Consider the following 14,641-nt stretch of genomic DNA (forward strand, 5'->3'; position numbering starts at 1 on the left):
ACGGCGCGGAATCGGTCTGCTACGGGGGTGGAGCGGGTTGACGCGCCAACCGCTGCGGGCGGACACCCCCCACCCCGTCCCCTTCCCGCCGTACGCGACCGCGGGTACGACCCCCTCCCGCCCGCGCGGGACACCGCCCCGTCCGCCGTACGCGACTGCGGGTACGACCGCATCCCGCCCGCGCGGGACACCAGTCCCCGCCGGTCATACGCGGGCGCGGGTACGGGTACGGTCCGCCCGCGCGGGACACCAGTCCCCGCCGGTCATACGCGGGCGCGGGTACGAGTACGGTCCGCCCGCGCGGGACACCGGTCCCCGCCGGTCGTACGCGGGCGCGTGGCTTGCGCGGGTCGTGTCGCCGTGGGCGGGTCGTGCCTCTCCCCCAGTGCCTGAACGGCCTGGGAGGTGTCCCCACTACGTCATGTCAGAGAAACGCCAGCTGGACGGCCCAGAACGACAGCGCGGCGACCACCGCGGCGGCCGGCATCGTGATGAACCACCCCAGGATGATGTTCTTCGCGACGCCCCACCGCACGGCGTTCACCCGCTTCGTCGCCCCGACGCCCATGATCGCCGACGTGATGACGTGCGTCGTGGAGATCGGCGCGTGGAAGAGGAACGCCGTCGTGAACATGATCGACGCGCCGGTCGTCTCCGCCGCGAAGCCCTGCGGCGGATCGAGTTCGATGATCTTGCGTCCCAGGGTCCGCATGATCCGCCAGCCGCCGGCGTACGTCCCCAGCGACAGCATCAGCGCGCAGACGATTTTCACCCAGATCGGGATCGGGTCGCCGTAGTCCTCGACGTCGGCGATGACCAGCGCCATCACTACGATGCCCATCGTCTTCTGGGCGTCCTGGAGGCCGTGGCCGAGGGCCATGCCCGCCGCCGACACCGTCTGCGCGATGCGGAAACCGCGCTTCGCCTTGTGCGGGTTGGACCGCCGGAAGAGCCACATGATCACGGTCATGACCAGGTAGCCGAAGACCAGGCCGACCACCGGCGAGATGAACATCGGCAGGATGATCTTGTCGACGACTCCGTCCCAGTACACCTGGGTGCCGCCGGCCAGCGCCGCGCCCACCATCCCGCCGAACAGCGCGTGCGAGGAGGACGAGGGCAGGCCGAAGTACCAGGTGACGAGGTTCCAGACGATCGCGCCGACCAGCGCGGCGAAGAGGATGCCCATCCCCGTCGAGCCCTCGGGTGTCTCGATCAGGCCCTCGCTGACGGTCTTGGCGACCCCGGATCCGAGGAACGCGCCGGCGAGGTTCATCACGGCGGCCATCGCGAGTGCCGCCCGGGGCGTCAGCGCCCGGGTCGACACCGAGGTCGCGATCGCGTTGGCCGAGTCGTGGAAGCCGTTGGTGTAGGTGAAGAAGAGCGCGACCGCGACGGTCACGACCAGAGCGAAGGTGTCCATGGCGTGCGCTCAGGACTCCTTGACCGCGATGGTCTCCACCGTGTTCGCCACGTGCTCGAATGCGTCGGCCGCCTCTTCGAGGACGTCCACGATCTGCTTCAGCTTCAGCACCTCGATCGCGTCGTACTTGCCGTTGAAGAGGTGGGCCAGCAGCTTGCGGTGGATCTGGTCGGCCTGGTTCTCCAGCCGGTTGACCTCGATCCAGTACTCGGTGAGGTTCTCCATCGTGCGCAGGTGCGGCATGGCCTCGGCGGTCAGCTCGGCGGCCCGGGCCAGCACCTCGATCTGCTGCTCGACGCCCTTGGGCAGTTCCTCCACGTTGTAGAGGACGACGAGGTCGACGGCCTCCTCCATGAAGTCCATGATGTCGTCGAGCGACGACGCGAGGGTGTAGATGTCCTCACGGTCGAACGGCGTGATGAACGAGGAGTTCAGCTGGTGGAAGATCGCGTGCGTCGCGTCGTCACCGGCGTGTTCCGCGGCCCGCATACGCTCTGCGATCTCGGCCCGGGCGGATGCGTCCGCCCCGAGCAGTTCCATCAGGAGTTTCGAGCCCGTGACGATGTTGTCCGCGGACGCGGCGAACATGTCGTAGAAGCTCGTCTCCCTGGGGGTCAGACGAAAGCGCACGTGGGGTCCTCGGTATGCATCGGTTTCGGTCAGGCTGATGCTAGGCGCATCATCCGGCCACGGCTAACGGGCCGTCCCCCAGTGTCGCCCATCAGGCACAGTGATGAGCAGGGGGGCGGCCCGGGGCCTGTTTCCGGACGTCGCGCAGCGCATCGGCCAAGGGCCCCATACCCAGGGAAATTCGTTACCATATACCCACCAGGGGTATATGTCGGCGATCTGCATCACAGGAGGACGCGATGACGACCACGCAGGCCGGTGCCGGGGCGGCCGGGGACGTCGTGGCCGACCACGACCGCGGGGTGCACGGCTACCACCAGCAGAAGGAGGAGCACCTGAAGCGGCTGCGCCGTATCGAGGGGCAGATCCGCGGCCTGCAGCGGATGGTCGGCGAGGACGTCTACTGCATCGACATACTCACCCAGGTCTCCGCCTCCACCAAGGCCCTCCAGTCCTTCGCCCTCCAGCTCCTGGAGGAGCACCTGCGCCACTGCGTCGCGGACGCGGCCCTCAAGGGCGGCACCGAGATCGACGCCAAGGTGGAGGAGGCCACCAAGGCGATCGGGCGGCTGCTGCGGACCTGAGGCTCAGCCCTCGGCGGCGCGTCTGGCCCGTTCCCGTTCCTCCGCCACCCGCAGTACCTCGTCGATGCTCTCCATGCTGAGCCGCTCCCCGGCGGCCGACGCCGCGATGATCAGGTCGCCGCACAGTTCGATCTCGGCGAGGGCCACGTGGTCCTGAACCGCCGTACCGCCGACCGGAGCCACGCGCATCACCTCGTCTCTGCCACCACCGGCTTCCTAGAGTAGGGAGCGCCGTACGCGCCGCGCATGGCACGGACGGGCTAGTCCTCCTCGCCGGCGGGCTCCTCGGCGATCTTGCCCGCGTAGATGTCGTCCTCGTCCGGCAGCCGTACGGTGACGGGGACGCCGAAGTCGTACAGCAGCGTCGTCGAGGAGACCGCGACGGTGCTCTGCCGCTGTCCGTTGGCGAAGCCGAACCGGTGCCGGACCTTGCGGACGCGGCCCCGGTCGTCGAGGTAGGCGTCGAACGGCACCTGGACCGTGGCGAACCCTTTCGCCGCCGCGCGCAGCGAGGTGCGCGCGCTGCCCCCGGCGCGCTCGGCGGCCCGGGCCAGGTCGGCGGTCCCCCGGTAGTGGTGCACCGGGGTCCCCGCGACCGCCGTCCGCCCGAGGTACACCGCCTCGTGGGTGCCGCGCAGCACCTCCGCCGCGGCGAGCGGGTCGGTGGCGCCGCCGGTCACCAGGTTGCCGTCGGACAGGCTCGCGGTCTCCACCCGGACCCACTTGCCGGCGGGGACGCCTGCGCCCCGGTTCTTCATGAAGAGCGCGCCGGGGACGAGCAGTTCGGTGATGGGCCGGCGGTCGCTGGTGCCCGCCGCGTCCTGCGGCAGCCGTACCTTCAGCCGTCCGCGCCGCCCGGCGAAGTCGTAGACGCCCTCGCCCCGGATGGTGACCCGGGTGCCGCCGCTGGCCATCTGCATCGACGTGCGCGCCTTGGCGGTGCCGGACTCCGTCAGCCGGTCGGCGGCGCCGCGCAGGGTCTGGACCGGGTCGCCGAAGCGGAGCCCGGGACCGACGGCGGCGGTGCCGGAGCAGCCGGCGGCGCCCAGTCCGACGCAGGCCACGACACCCGCCACGGCGCCCGCCGCGCCCAGCCGCCGCTGCCGCTGTCCCTGCCTCCTGGCCATCGCCTGCCCACCCCCGTCCCGGACCGCCCGTCATCCCGCTTAACGACGTGCGGGTGACCCCGGTAACGTGGTCGCCGTGGCACAGCAGGACGGCCTTGACGCTCCCCGGGACCTCCCGGACCACCCCGATCCCACGGAACACCGGACGACCACGGTCGAACAGGGCCCGTTCTGTTCGGCCCGCTGCTCCTGCGGCTGGCGCGGACCGGCCCGCCGGGCCAGAAGCCTGGCGCGGACGGACGCGAGCGGTCACGCCGCTTCCTGACCGGCCGGATCTTGTCCCCTCTCCTCCACGAGCCCCCGCGGGACCGGGGAGACCGGGGAGACGCGGAGCGGCGTACTCCCCTCGGCGGCGCCGCGGCCGTCGGCCTCAGGGCGACGACGGCCGCCTGCGGCACCGGCACCGTCGCGTGCGCCGCGCCCGGCCGGGGCGCCCCGGCCGGCGAAGGTGCGGCGGACGCACGGCCCGGAGCCCCTCCCCGCCTGGCCGCGGTCCCCGTGGCCGTCAGGCGGCCAGGTCCCGTTCCCCCGCCTGTGAGGTCTTCCGCCCGGTGCGCGCGCCGGGGATCACGGCGTCCCGTGCCCCGGACGCGGATCGCCCCCGTGCGCTGATCAGCCACCCCACGCGCGGGGAGCGCTCGACCGCCCGGGCCAGCGGGGTCAGCAGGGCCATGGCCACCGGCGAGAGCAGCAGGGCCACCGCGGTGCCGAGCGCGAAGCCGCCGATGACGTCGGTCGGGTAGTGCACGCCCATGTAGACCCGGCAGAACCCGCCGAGCAGCGCCAGCACGATCGCGACGGCGCCGAACTTGCGGCGGGCGACGAAGAGGGCGACGGCCATCGCCATGACGAGGGTGGCGTGGTCGCTGACGAAGGAGAAGTCGTTCTTGCCGTCGACCAGGACTTCCAGGCCCTGGTGGTCCTTGAACGGCCGGGGCCGCTCCACGAAGCCCCGGATCGGCACGTTGACCAGCACGGCCACGCCGGCCGCGAGCGGCGCCCAGACCAGGGCGGCCACCGCCGGGGCCGCGTCCTCGCCGCCCCGCCGCCGTACGCCCCACCAGCACCACAGCACGAGCGCGGCGATGGCGAGGAGCAGCCCGTACTCACCGGTGAACTCCATGACCCGGTCGAACCAGTGCGGCGCGTCCTTGGCCAGGCCGTTGATGTCGTAGAGCAGGTCGACGTCGGGGTTCGACCCGGAATCGGCGAGTCCAGCCATGATGCTGCGGCCCCTTCGTCATGTCCTCCGGCACGTCGTTCGCACGCGCCTGTCCTGACCACCCCCGTGGTCGTAGATCCGCTGGGCGTCCGCCGGCTCGCACATCTACGCCAACAGGAACGCACGGCCCTCGTCGTTCCGTTCCGCACTCCACGGAATGATCACGCAGACGTTATCGAAGAGAGATGCGTCGCCCCAGCTCAGGGGAGGGGCTCACGGTCCGTTCAGGCGTTCCCCGGAAGCGCTTTCGCGCCATCCTCGGTCACCCGGGTGGCCCCGAAGTAGTCCGGGGTGTCGATCGGGTCGAACCGGATCACGGCACCCGTGTAGGGCGCGTTGATCATCTGCCCGCCGCCGACGTAGATCCCGACGTGCCGGATGGCCCGGGAATTGGTCAGGTCGTCCGAGAAGAACACCAGATCGCCGGGGAGCAGCTCGTCGCGGGAGGGGTGCGGTCCGGCGTTGTACTGGTCGTTGGCGACGCGCGGCAGCGTGATCCCCACCGACGCGTACGCGGCCTTGGTCAGACCCGAGCAGTCGAAACGTCCGCCCTGGTCAGCGGTGCCGTTACCGCCCCAGAGATAGGGCGTGCCGAGCTTGTCCTGGGCGTAGGTGATGGCTCCGGCGGCCTGCTCGGTGGGGTCGACCCGGCTCTCGGGCGCGGCGAAGCTCTCCGCCAGCGTCGTGATCCTCTTGACGTAGTTCTGCGTCTCCGTGTAGGGCGGGACGCCCTGGTACCGGATCACCGCGTCGGGGCCGGCGTTGTAGGCGGCCAGCATGTTCTCGGTCAGGTTCCCGGGGACGCTCTTCACGTAGGAGGCAAGGGAGCAGTCGTAGGCGGCGGCCGACGGGATGGCGTCGGCGGGGTCCCACACGTCCCGGTCCCCGTCCCCGTCCCCGTCGACGCCGTGGACCGCCCAGGTGCCGGGGATGAACTGCGCTATCCCCTGCGCCGCCGCCGCGCTCTGCGCCTTCGGGTTGAAGCCGCTCTCCTGGTAGAGCTGCGCGGCCAGCAGGGCCGGGGTGATCGCCTCGCAGGACCGGCCCGCCTTGGCCACCAACGCCTCGTACGCGGCGGGCACCGCCCCCTTGGCCAGATTCTTGGCCCCGCCGCTCACGCCGCCCGCCAGGCTCCCGGCAGTCATGTACACGCCAACAACGAGCAGCATGACGAAGCCCGTACCGAGCCCGACCGCCGCGCCGCCGATCACCCACACTTTTCGCACGGCTCAACCTTGCCCCATACGACCGCTGTTCAGCACCGTTTCCGCCAAGAGTGGCGGCATTCCGCCTCGGAGCGGCCGACCTGACGTCTTGACAGCGCACCGGAGGACCCGCCTCGGCACCGGAGGCGTTCACACAACAGAGGTAGCCTTCGCCCACGGAACGAGTGAACCCGCTCGCCCGCCCGCCCGACGGCCCGGCCATCCTCCGGACCTGACGGACCGTAGAAGTGCCCAACGACGAAAGCGCACGACAGGTTCCGCATCCACATCATTGCCCGGCGTGACCTGCCGTGATACACAGAGTGACCATGTGACTGCTCGCCCCCGGTCCCCGCACCTCCCTGAGCGCCCGGCGTGAACCGGTGGCAAGCTGTTCGTACGAAACCCGCCAATCAATGACGCCAAGTCGACATACGACGGCGGCATTGTCGGCGACAATGAGGCTTGACCTCTGCACCACCGCAGAGGATGCGGAACTACCCAACAGGGGCGGTGACTTACATGTTCTTTGCGGCCGACAAGGGAGACATCAACACCATCATCGGCGGGATCGCTCCCGACTGGGGACCCTTCGGGGCGCTGGGGACCGAGGCGAAGACGATGGTCCAGGTCGTCATGGCGGTCGCCATCCTGCTCTGTCTCGGCATCGCCATCTGGGGCGCCGCCAAGCAGCGCATCGGCGCCACCGCGCTCCGGGACACCTTCAGCGCCGAGCAGGGCAAGGGCCTGATCATCGCCGGCCTGACGGGCGTCTTCATCATCGGATCGCTCGGCACGCTCTTCACCATCGTGTACGGCATGGCCGTGTAGCCGGCCACCGTCCGACAGCCCGCCGGTCCCGCGTCCACGCCGGCCTCCCGTTCCCTTCCTCCCCATCCACCACCCGCCCGTCGTGCCCCCCGGCTGAGGTTGCGTCACCCTGATGTCGAGTCACCACACCGCGCCCGCGCGGGAACCAGTGCGGCTACCGTCGTACTACCACGGCACGGGGCACGGGCACCCGGTTCCGCACGACGTCGAGGGGGCGTACACGGCATGAGTCTCGGAGACGAGCACCAGTCCTCCGGCGGTTACGGCGGCACCCGCACCCGTCTGCCCGAGGGCGACGGCGACCCGTACGGCTCCCCGCGCAGAGGCGGCCGGTCCTCCTCCCGGAGCCTGGTCACGGTGGTCGGCGTGGTGGTCGTCCTGATCGCCGCGATCGCCTTCGCGAACCGTGGAGGAGACGGTTCCGCGTCCTCCGCGGAATCCGCCGACCAGCCCGAGACCTCGGCCACGGCCCCCACCGGGACACGGGCGGTCCGCTCGGGCTTCGCCCACGACGAACAGGGCGCGCAGAGCGCCGCGGCCAACTACGCGGTCACCCTCGGCTCGACCGGCATGTTCACCGAGGACACCCGGCACGAGATCGTCGACGCCCTGTACACACCGGACGCGGCGGCCGCGCTGAAGGGGCCGATGGACGCGGCGTACTCGGCCGACTTCCTGGCCAGACTGGGCCTGGACGCCGACGGCAAGGCCCCGAAGGGGAGCACGTTCGTCTCCCGCGTCACGCCGCTGGGCACCTCCGTCGAGGAGTACGGGGACGGCGGCGCCCGGGTCGCGGTCTGGTACATGGGGCTGCTCGGCACCTCGGCGGAGAAGACCACCACCCCCATCACCTCGTCGTGGAAGACCTGGACCTTCGACCTGCGCTGGACGGACGGCGACTGGAAGATCGTCAAGGACACGCAGAAGGACGGCCCCGCCCCGGTCCCCGGCGACGACAAGGCCGCCACGTCCGAAGAGATCAGCAAGGCCATCGAGGAGTACGGAGGGTTCACGTATGCCCGGTAACCCGCGTCGTGTGCTCACGCTGGCCGGAGTCCTGACGGCCGCACAGACCACCGCCGTCCTGCTGGCGACCCGCGCCGTCGCCGCGCCCGATCCGACCGGCAGCCCCTCGGCGTCACCGTCGCCGTCGTCGTCGTTCGACTGCAGCAAGATCTCCGGACAGGCCGCGGACTGGTGCGAGGAGGGCAACGGGACCACCGACGGCTCCAGCCCCTCCCTCGACGTCAGCTCCACCGCCGACCCCCTCTCCTCCCTCGCCAAGGGCTGCGCCGAAGCCGCCGCCTGGACCGTCGACAAACTCAGCGAGGCGGTGAAGGACACCGCCGACGTCGACTTCACCAACCCCAAGTTCCTCCAGCAGTACGCCGTCGTCTTCGCCGCCTCGACCATCCTCACCCTGGTCCTGTGGCTGCTGGCGGTCGCCAAGCGCGCCGTGCGCGGCGTCCCGCTGACCACCGCCCTGTCCGAGGCCGTCGGCTTCCTGTGGCTGACCGTCCTCGCCTCGGCCTTCACGCCGCTGATCCTCTACACGGTCGTCTCCGCCACCGACGGCGTCACGGAGGTGCTCGCCAAGACCACCGGCGACCAGACGGACACGTTCTTCGGCACCTTCTCCGGCGCCCTGGAGAAGGGCGAGGACATCGGCGGCGGCCCGATCATGCTGATCGTGGTCTCCCTGGTGTCGATCCTCGCCGCCGGCGTCCTCTGGCTGGAACTGGTCGTCCGCGCCGCCCTGCTCTACGTCGGCGCCCTGCTCGGCACCGTCGTCTACGCCGGCCTCGTCGACAAGAACCTGTGGGGCCACGTCCGCCGCTGGGCCGGGATCATGATCGCCGTGATCCTGGTCAAGCCGGTCATCGTCATCGTCCTCGGCCTGGCCAGCGCGCTCTCCTCCGACGACGGACCGGACGCCTTCTCGGCCGTCGTCTCCGGACTCGCCATCATCCTGCTGGCCATCTTCGCCTCCGCGATGATCTACCGCTTCGTCCCCGGCTTCGGCGACGAGATCGCCGGCTCCCGCAACAACCGCCTGATGCGGGGCGCCGAGAACAAGGCCGCCGCCGTCATCAGCTCCCCGGCCAACCTCGTCGCCCAGGGCATCAGGGCCCACAGCACCCGCAGCAACGGCGACGGCGGAGGCGGCGGCCAGTCCGCCTCCGGCCCCCGTCCCGCCAACCCCGCCTCCGGCGGAGTCGCCGCGCACAGCACCCGCGTCTCGAACGGCGGCGGAGCCGTCCCCTCCGCCGCGCCCGCGCCACGCTCCGGCAGCCCGATGAACAGCCCCCACTCCAGCAACACCCGCAACAGCAACAGCACAGGAGGTGACGGGCGTTGACGACCGAGTCCCACGTGTCCCATCCGGTCACGCCCCGCCGTACGTATCTGATCGGCCGCGCCCGGCCGAACGCGATCATCGGCCGCAACCGCGAGACCGGCGAGATCGCGCTGATCGTCGTCGGCGCCTTCCTCGGCATGATGTGCGGGCTGCTCGTCCCCGTCCTGTCGCTGCGCATCGTGCTCCTCGCCGGCTTCCCCATGCTCGCGCTGGCCGCGGTCTACGTGCCGTACAAGCACCGCACGTTCTACAAGTGGTTCGAGATCAACCGCAGCTACAAGCGGACGCTGCGCAGGGGCACGACGTACCGTTCCGGCGCCGTCGAGGCCGGCACCCGCCTCGACGGCCGCGAGGTCGAGATCGGCCCGCCCCCCGGCATCGGCCGCATCACCTGGCTCGCCGCCCCCTTCGGCCCCGACGAGATCGCCGTACTCCTGCACGCCGACCGCAAGACGGTCACCGCGGCCATCGAGATCGAGGGCCCCGGCGTCGGCCTGCGCGACTCCGAGGACCAGGAGGCCCTGGTCGACCGCTTCGGCACGCTGCTCAAGCACGTGGCCAACGGCGACGGTTTCGTCACCCGCCTGCAGATGCTGGCCCGCACCCTGCCCGCCGACCCCGACGCGCACGCCAAGGACGTCGCCCAGCGCGGCGACGACAAGGCCCTGCCCTGGCTCCAGCAGTCCTACGACCAGCTGCAGTCCATGGTGTCCACCAGCAGCGAGCAGCATCGCGCCTACCTGGTGGCCTGCATGCACTACACCCGCGAGCTGGCCGCCGAGGCGCACGCCATGGCCCGCGCCACCCGCCCCCAGGGCGGCCGCAAGCTGGACCGCGACGCCGGTCTCGCCGTCGTCATGGCCCGCGAGCTGACCGACATCTGCTCGCGTCTCCAGGAGGCCGACATCCGCGTCCGCCAGCCCCTCGGGCAGGGCCGGCTCGCCTCCCTGATCCACTCCATGTACGACCCGGACCACCCCATCGACCACATCCAGGCGATGACCCAGCGCAACGCCTGGCCGGCCGAGCTGGACGCCATGGAGCCCACGTACCTCCAGGCCAAGACCCGCGAGTCGGCCACCCGCGCCCCCTGGTGCCACGCCACCGCCTGGGTGAAGGAGTGGCCGATGACCCCGGTCGGCGTCAACTTCCTCGCCCCCCTCCTGGTCCACACCCCCGACGTCATCCGCACGGTCGCCGTCACCATGGACCTCGAACCCACCGAGGTCGCCATCGAACGCATGCTGACCGAGAAGACCAACGACGTGGCCGAGCAGTCCCGCGCCGCCAAGATGAACCGCACGGTCGACCCCCGCGACATGGCCGCCCACGACCGTCTCGACCAGCGCGGCGAGGACCTCGCCAGCGGCGCCGCCGGCGTCAACCTGGTCGGCTACATCACCGTCTCCTCACGCAGCCCCGAGGCCCTCGCCCGCGACAAGCGGACGATCAGGGCGTCGGCCGGCAAGTCGTACCTGAAACTGGAGTGGTGCGACCGCGAGCACCATCGCGCCTTCGTGAACACGCTTCCGTTCGCCACCGGCATCCGAAGGTAGGGGCTGAGCCTGATGCGGGATCCGCTGACCGTCCTCACCGAAGCCTTCACGTCCTTCCTCTTCGGGAAGGTCGAGACGACCCGCCTCCCCGTCCGCACCTCCACGGGCCAGGCCCAGGCCGTCTACCTCCCCACCGCGGCCCCCGGCCTCGGCGACTCCGGCGTGATCATCGGCCGCGAGGTCTACTCCGGCAAGGGCTACATCTACGACCCCTTCCAGCTCTACGGCCAGCAGCTCCCGGCCCCCCACTGGCTGGTCCTCGGCGAGTCCGGCAACGGCAAGTCGGCGCTGGAGAAGACGTACGTCCTGCGCCAGCTCCGCTTCAAGGACCGCCAGGTCGTCGTCCTGGACGCGCAGGGCGAGGACGGCGCCGGCGAGTGGAACCTCATCGCCCGGGAGCTGGGCATAACCCCCATCCGCCTGGACCCGATGGCCGCGCTCGACCAGGGCATCCGGCTCAACCCCCTCGACCCCGCGATCACCACCACGGGCCAGCTGGCGCTGCTCCGCACGATCATCGAGGTCGCGATGGGCCACGGCCTCGACGAGCGCTCCGGCTTCGCCCTCAAGGTCGCGCACGCCTACGTCAACGAGACGATCGTCGAACGCCAGCCGGTCCTCTCCGACATCGTCGAGCAGCTGCGCCACCCCGAGCCCGAGTCCGCCGAGGCGATGAACGTCGCCATAGACGACGTACGCGCCTGGGGCCTGGACGTCGCCCTGGTCCTGGACCGCCTCGTCGACGGCGACCTGCGCGGCATGTTCGACGGCCCGACGACCGTCGGCATCGACCTGGACGCGCCCCTGATCGTCTTCGACCTCTCCCACATCGACCGCAACTCCATCGCCATGCCGATCCTGATGGCGATCGTCGGCGTGTGGCTGGAGCACACCTGGATCCGCCCCGACCGCAAGAAGCGCATCTTCCTGGTCGAAGAGGCCTGGCACATCATCAACAGCCCGTTCGTCGCCCAGCTCTTCCAGCGCCTGCTGAAGTTCGGCCGGCGGCTCGGCCTGTCCTTCGTGGCGGTCGTCCACCACCTGTCCGACGTGGTCGACGGCGCGGCGGCGAAGGAGGCGGCGGCGATCCTGAAGATGGCGTCGACCAGGACCATCTACGCCCAGAAGGCCGACGAGGCCCGCGCCACCGGCCGCGTCCTGGGCCTGCCCCGCTGGGCCGTGGAGATCATCCCGACCCTGACCCCCGGCATCGCCGTCTGGGACGTCAACGGCAACGTCCAGGTCGTCAAGCACCTGGTCACCGAGACCGAACGCCCCCTGGTCTTCACCGACCGCGCGATGACCGAGTCCTCCGCCGACTTCGCCGACGACGCCCTGCGCGCCGCCGAGCTGGAGGCCGAGGAGCGGGCCGCGGCCTTCGTGGAACAACACCTCGGCGACTCGTCCGAATCGACGGTCGCCTAGCGGGAGGGACCGATGAGACCGGACGACCGACGGCCCGGCGGCCACAGCGGCGGCATCCCCGACGGCCTGCTGCTCGGCATCCTCGGCTTCCTCCTCGGCATGACCGTCCTGGTGTGGACGGCGACGGGCCTGTCCGCCCTGTTCGCCCACGGCGCCTGGCCGCGCGGCCTGTCCTTCACCCGCACCCCCCTGGCCATGCGCCACCTGATCACCCACCCCGACGACCTCCCCGGTGCCTGGTCCGACGTCCCCGCCGCCGGCCTGTCCGGCCCCGGTCTCTTCTGGGGTCTGTTCATCGGCCAGCTGATGATCCTGGTGGTGCTGACGGTCTTCGTCCTGGGCACGCTGGCGAGGTGGAAGGCGGTACGGCGACGGAGGCGGCAGACACCCCCGCCGCCGCCCGTCCACGAGGTCCCGCCTCCGAGGGCTCCGCAGCAGCGGACACCGGCACCAGAACAGCCCCCCGCCACCGCGGCCGACGGCGGCCGGACGGGCGGGTGGGAAACCACCCGCGCCGAAGGCACGGTCCACTACGGCCCGCGCCCCACCCACCGCGCCACCGCGGCCGAAGCCGTCCACGACGCCCCCGGCCCCGCCCTCGTCCTCACCTCGTCCCCCGCCCTGTGGCGGGAGACGAAGGACGCCCGGGCCAAACTCGGCCCCGTCCACCTCTACGACCCCACCCACCGCTGCGACACCCCGTCCCGCCTCCACTGGTCCCCCACCACCGGCTGCGAGGACAAGGGGACAGCCGCCGCCCGCGCCACCGCCCTCCTGGCCCCTGTACGCCCCACCGCCCGCCTGGACCAGGCGATCACCGACACCGCGGAAACCCTCCTGCGCAGCTACCTGCACGCCGCCGCCGTGGACGCCCGCACCGTCCGCCACGTCCACCGCTGGTCCCAGGGCACCCAGGTCCAGGACGCCGTCAGCATTCTCCGTACCAACCCGAAGGCGGCCCCCGGCACCGCCGGCGAACTCGAGGCCGCGCTCACCGCGCACCCCGACCGCCGCGACATGGCCCACCAGCTGACCAACCGTGCCCTGGCCGCCCTCTCCACGCTCAACATCCGCGAGAGCTGCACTCCCCACCGAACCGACACGCTCGCCCTGGATTCCTTCATCCACGAAGGGGGAACCCTTTACGTGGTAGGTGAATCCATCGAGGACCCCAGGACGGACCCCGGGGCCATGCCCTTCCTGACGGCCCTCGTCTCCAGCGTGGTCGAGCACGGCCGGCGCATGGCCGAACGGTCATCCTCCGGTCGGCTCGACCCACCACTGACGCTCGTCCTCGACGACGTCGCCGCCGTGGCCCCGCTTCCCCAGCTGCCGGAGCTGCTCGCCACCGGGGCGGACCGGGGCCTGCCGGCCCTCGCCCTGCTCCGCTCCCGCGAACAGGCCCGCGCCCGCTGGCCCCACGACGAACTGCCGGTCTGACCTCAACGCCCGTCGAGCACGTACTCCAGCTCGTTCTGCCCGGGAGCACCGGCCAGCGCGATCACCCGTCCGCTCTCCTCGAACCCCAGCTTCCGGTACAGCCCCCGCGCCCGTCCGTTGTCCTCGTGCACGATGAGCCGCACCCGCTCCACCCCACGCCCCCACGCCCACTCCAGCGCGGCGGCGAACAGCGCCTTGGTCAGCCCGCTCCCCCGCCACTCGGGCCGCACGTACACCCCGACGACATGTCCCTGCCGCCGCTCCACGGGATGCCCCGCCCAGTCCGCCGTCCCGGCCTCCTCGATCAGCACCGTCACCGTTCCGAGCCAGGCGCCGCCCGGCCCCTCGGCGATGACCTGCCGCACCCGCTCCGAGCCCGCCGCGCTCCCGGCCGCCCGTTCCTGCCAGAAGGTGTCGGGCCGCTGCACGGCCTCCTCGTACGTGTCCAGGAACGCCAGGTGCGCCACCGGATCCCGCAGCATCCGCAGCGTCAGCTCCCGCACGGCCGTCCACTCGTCGGCACGGACCGGCCGGATCACGTAGTCCCCAGGGGGCGATGCAGTCATGCGGTCACGGTAATACCCCGGTACTACGTTCCTCATCCCATATATGCCCCCAGCCGGACGCCCCCGCCCACCGGTCTCTGCCACCGCCAGCCGTGTCCTCGCCAAGACCGGCTCAAAAGACCGCGCCAGGCGGTGATCCTGGCCTACGACACGGGCCTGGTAAACCCTTCCTGAAACGCAGAAAACCCCCGCACCGGAAGGTGCGGGGGTTTTCTCCAATAATTGTTCGGCGGCGTCCTACTCTCCCACAGGGTCCCCCCTGCAGTACCATCG

15 protein-coding genes are annotated in these 14,641 nt (G+C 71.1%); 8 read left to right on the forward strand and 7 right to left on the reverse strand.

Annotation, left to right across the window (positions count from 1 at the left end):
- Positions 1 to 424: 424 nt before the first annotated feature.
- The gene (locus ACY1JF_RS31555; protein WP_462708701.1) at positions 425 to 1,423 is read right to left on the reverse strand and encodes an anion permease; all 999 of its coding nucleotides are present in this window, start codon (positions 1,421 to 1,423) and stop codon (positions 425 to 427) included.
- Positions 1,424 to 1,432: 9 nt separating this feature from the next.
- Positions 1,433 to 2,053 carry a DUF47 domain-containing protein gene (locus ACY1JF_RS31560; RefSeq protein WP_462708702.1) on the reverse strand — a complete coding sequence of 207 codons (621 nt, stop codon included), beginning with the start codon at positions 2,051 to 2,053 and terminating at the stop codon, positions 1,433 to 1,435.
- A gap of 239 nt (positions 2,054 to 2,292) precedes the next feature.
- Between ACY1JF_RS31560 and ACY1JF_RS31565 the strand changes: the two genes are divergently transcribed.
- Complete coding sequence (locus tag ACY1JF_RS31565; RefSeq protein WP_462708703.1) at positions 2,293 to 2,637, forward strand: metal-sensitive transcriptional regulator; 345 nt, start codon at positions 2,293 to 2,295, stop codon at positions 2,635 to 2,637.
- 3 nt (positions 2,638 to 2,640) lie between these two features.
- On the opposite strand, the gene ACY1JF_RS31570 is transcribed toward ACY1JF_RS31565, so the two are convergent.
- On the reverse strand, positions 2,641 to 2,826 hold the full coding sequence (locus ACY1JF_RS31570; RefSeq protein WP_462708704.1) for a hypothetical protein: 186 nt from the start codon (positions 2,824 to 2,826) through the stop codon (positions 2,641 to 2,643).
- A 71-nt stretch (positions 2,827 to 2,897) separates the two neighbouring features.
- Positions 2,898 to 3,764, reverse strand: a complete 867-nt coding sequence (locus ACY1JF_RS31575; protein ID WP_462708705.1) for an SCO4651 family lipoprotein — start codon at positions 3,762 to 3,764, stop codon at positions 2,898 to 2,900.
- A 76-nt stretch (positions 3,765 to 3,840) separates the two neighbouring features.
- Here ACY1JF_RS31575 and ACY1JF_RS31580 point away from each other — a divergent pair, with 76 nt between their 5' ends.
- Positions 3,841 to 4,029 (forward strand): hypothetical protein, encoded by a 189-nt coding sequence (locus ACY1JF_RS31580; protein WP_462708706.1) that lies wholly within the window; start codon positions 3,841 to 3,843, stop codon positions 4,027 to 4,029.
- Between the two features lie 240 nt (positions 4,030 to 4,269).
- Here the strand turns inward: ACY1JF_RS31580 and ACY1JF_RS31585 are convergent, their stop codons facing one another.
- Together ACY1JF_RS31585 and ACY1JF_RS31590 are read right to left on the reverse strand one after the other, a co-directional pair.
- Positions 4,270 to 4,986, reverse strand: coding sequence for a phosphatase PAP2 family protein (locus ACY1JF_RS31585; RefSeq protein WP_462708707.1), 717 nt, complete (start codon positions 4,984 to 4,986; stop codon positions 4,270 to 4,272).
- Between the two features lie 224 nt (positions 4,987 to 5,210).
- Complete coding sequence (locus ACY1JF_RS31590; RefSeq protein WP_462708714.1) at positions 5,211 to 6,155, reverse strand: bifunctional lytic transglycosylase/C40 family peptidase; 945 nt, start codon at positions 6,153 to 6,155, stop codon at positions 5,211 to 5,213.
- Positions 6,156 to 6,713: 558 nt separating this feature from the next.
- On the opposite strand from ACY1JF_RS31590, the gene ACY1JF_RS31595 reads away from it, so the two are divergent.
- From ACY1JF_RS31595 to ACY1JF_RS31620, 6 genes are all read left to right on the forward strand, one after another.
- Complete coding sequence (locus ACY1JF_RS31595) at positions 6,714 to 7,022, forward strand: hypothetical protein (protein ID WP_215169250.1); 309 nt, start codon at positions 6,714 to 6,716, stop codon at positions 7,020 to 7,022.
- Between the two features lie 225 nt (positions 7,023 to 7,247).
- Positions 7,248 to 8,048, forward strand: coding sequence for a hypothetical protein (locus ACY1JF_RS31600; RefSeq protein WP_462708708.1), 801 nt, complete (start codon positions 7,248 to 7,250; stop codon positions 8,046 to 8,048).
- Positions 8,038 to 9,381: a hypothetical protein gene (locus tag ACY1JF_RS31605; protein ID WP_462708709.1), complete on the forward strand. Its 1,344-nt coding sequence runs from the start codon at positions 8,038 to 8,040 to the stop codon at positions 9,379 to 9,381. The genes ACY1JF_RS31600 and ACY1JF_RS31605 overlap by 11 nt, the downstream gene beginning before the upstream one ends.
- Positions 9,378 to 10,937 (forward strand): SCO6880 family protein, encoded by a 1,560-nt coding sequence (locus ACY1JF_RS31610; protein WP_462708710.1) that lies wholly within the window; start codon positions 9,378 to 9,380, stop codon positions 10,935 to 10,937. Before ACY1JF_RS31605 ends, ACY1JF_RS31610 begins: the two co-directional genes overlap by 4 nt.
- Before the next feature lie 12 nt (positions 10,938 to 10,949).
- Entirely contained in the window at positions 10,950 to 12,362 is a 1,413-nt protein-coding gene (locus ACY1JF_RS31615) for an ATP-binding protein (RefSeq protein WP_462708711.1), read from the forward strand.
- Between the two features lie 12 nt (positions 12,363 to 12,374).
- On the forward strand, positions 12,375 to 13,802 hold the full coding sequence (locus ACY1JF_RS31620; protein ID WP_462708712.1) for a TraM recognition domain-containing protein: 1,428 nt from the start codon (positions 12,375 to 12,377) through the stop codon (positions 13,800 to 13,802).
- 2 nt (positions 13,803 to 13,804) lie between these two features.
- Here ACY1JF_RS31620 and ACY1JF_RS31625 read toward each other — a convergent pair whose 3' ends face one another.
- Positions 13,805 to 14,368 (reverse strand): GNAT family N-acetyltransferase, encoded by a 564-nt coding sequence (locus ACY1JF_RS31625; protein ID WP_462708713.1) that lies wholly within the window; start codon positions 14,366 to 14,368, stop codon positions 13,805 to 13,807.
- Positions 14,369 to 14,641: the final 273 nt, after the last annotated feature.

It is taken from the genome of Streptomyces sp. SYSU D01066-1 (assembly GCF_054956795.1).

What these genes read in the sequence shown, in the direction of transcription:
- ACY1JF_RS31605 (WP_462708709.1), top strand. Translation starts at nt 8,038, where the DNA reads ATGCCCGGTAACCCGCGTCGTGTGCTCACGCTGGCCGGAGTCCTGACG.
- ACY1JF_RS31600 (WP_462708708.1), top strand. Translation starts at nt 7,248, where the DNA reads ATGAGTCTCGGAGACGAGCACCAGTCCTCCGGCGGTTACGGCGGCACC.
- ACY1JF_RS31570 (WP_462708704.1), bottom strand. Translation starts at nt 2,826, where the DNA reads ATGCGCGTGGCTCCGGTCGGCGGTACGGCGGTTCAGGACCACGTGGCC.
- ACY1JF_RS31625 (WP_462708713.1), bottom strand. Translation starts at nt 14,368, where the DNA reads ATGACTGCATCGCCCCCTGGGGACTACGTGATCCGGCCGGTCCGTGCC.
- ACY1JF_RS31615 (WP_462708711.1), top strand. Translation starts at nt 10,950, where the DNA reads ATGCGGGATCCGCTGACCGTCCTCACCGAAGCCTTCACGTCCTTCCTC.
- ACY1JF_RS31620 (WP_462708712.1), top strand. Translation starts at nt 12,375, where the DNA reads ATGAGACCGGACGACCGACGGCCCGGCGGCCACAGCGGCGGCATCCCC.
- ACY1JF_RS31590 (WP_462708714.1), bottom strand. Translation starts at nt 6,155, where the DNA reads ATGCTGCTCGTTGTTGGCGTGTACATGACTGCCGGGAGCCTGGCGGGC.
- ACY1JF_RS31565 (WP_462708703.1), top strand. Translation starts at nt 2,293, where the DNA reads ATGACGACCACGCAGGCCGGTGCCGGGGCGGCCGGGGACGTCGTGGCC.
- ACY1JF_RS31575 (WP_462708705.1), bottom strand. Translation starts at nt 3,764, where the DNA reads ATGGCCAGGAGGCAGGGACAGCGGCAGCGGCGGCTGGGCGCGGCGGGC.
- ACY1JF_RS31595 (WP_215169250.1), top strand. Translation starts at nt 6,714, where the DNA reads ATGTTCTTTGCGGCCGACAAGGGAGACATCAACACCATCATCGGCGGG.
- ACY1JF_RS31555 (WP_462708701.1), bottom strand. Translation starts at nt 1,423, where the DNA reads ATGGACACCTTCGCTCTGGTCGTGACCGTCGCGGTCGCGCTCTTCTTC.
- ACY1JF_RS31585 (WP_462708707.1), bottom strand. Translation starts at nt 4,986, where the DNA reads ATGGCTGGACTCGCCGATTCCGGGTCGAACCCCGACGTCGACCTGCTC.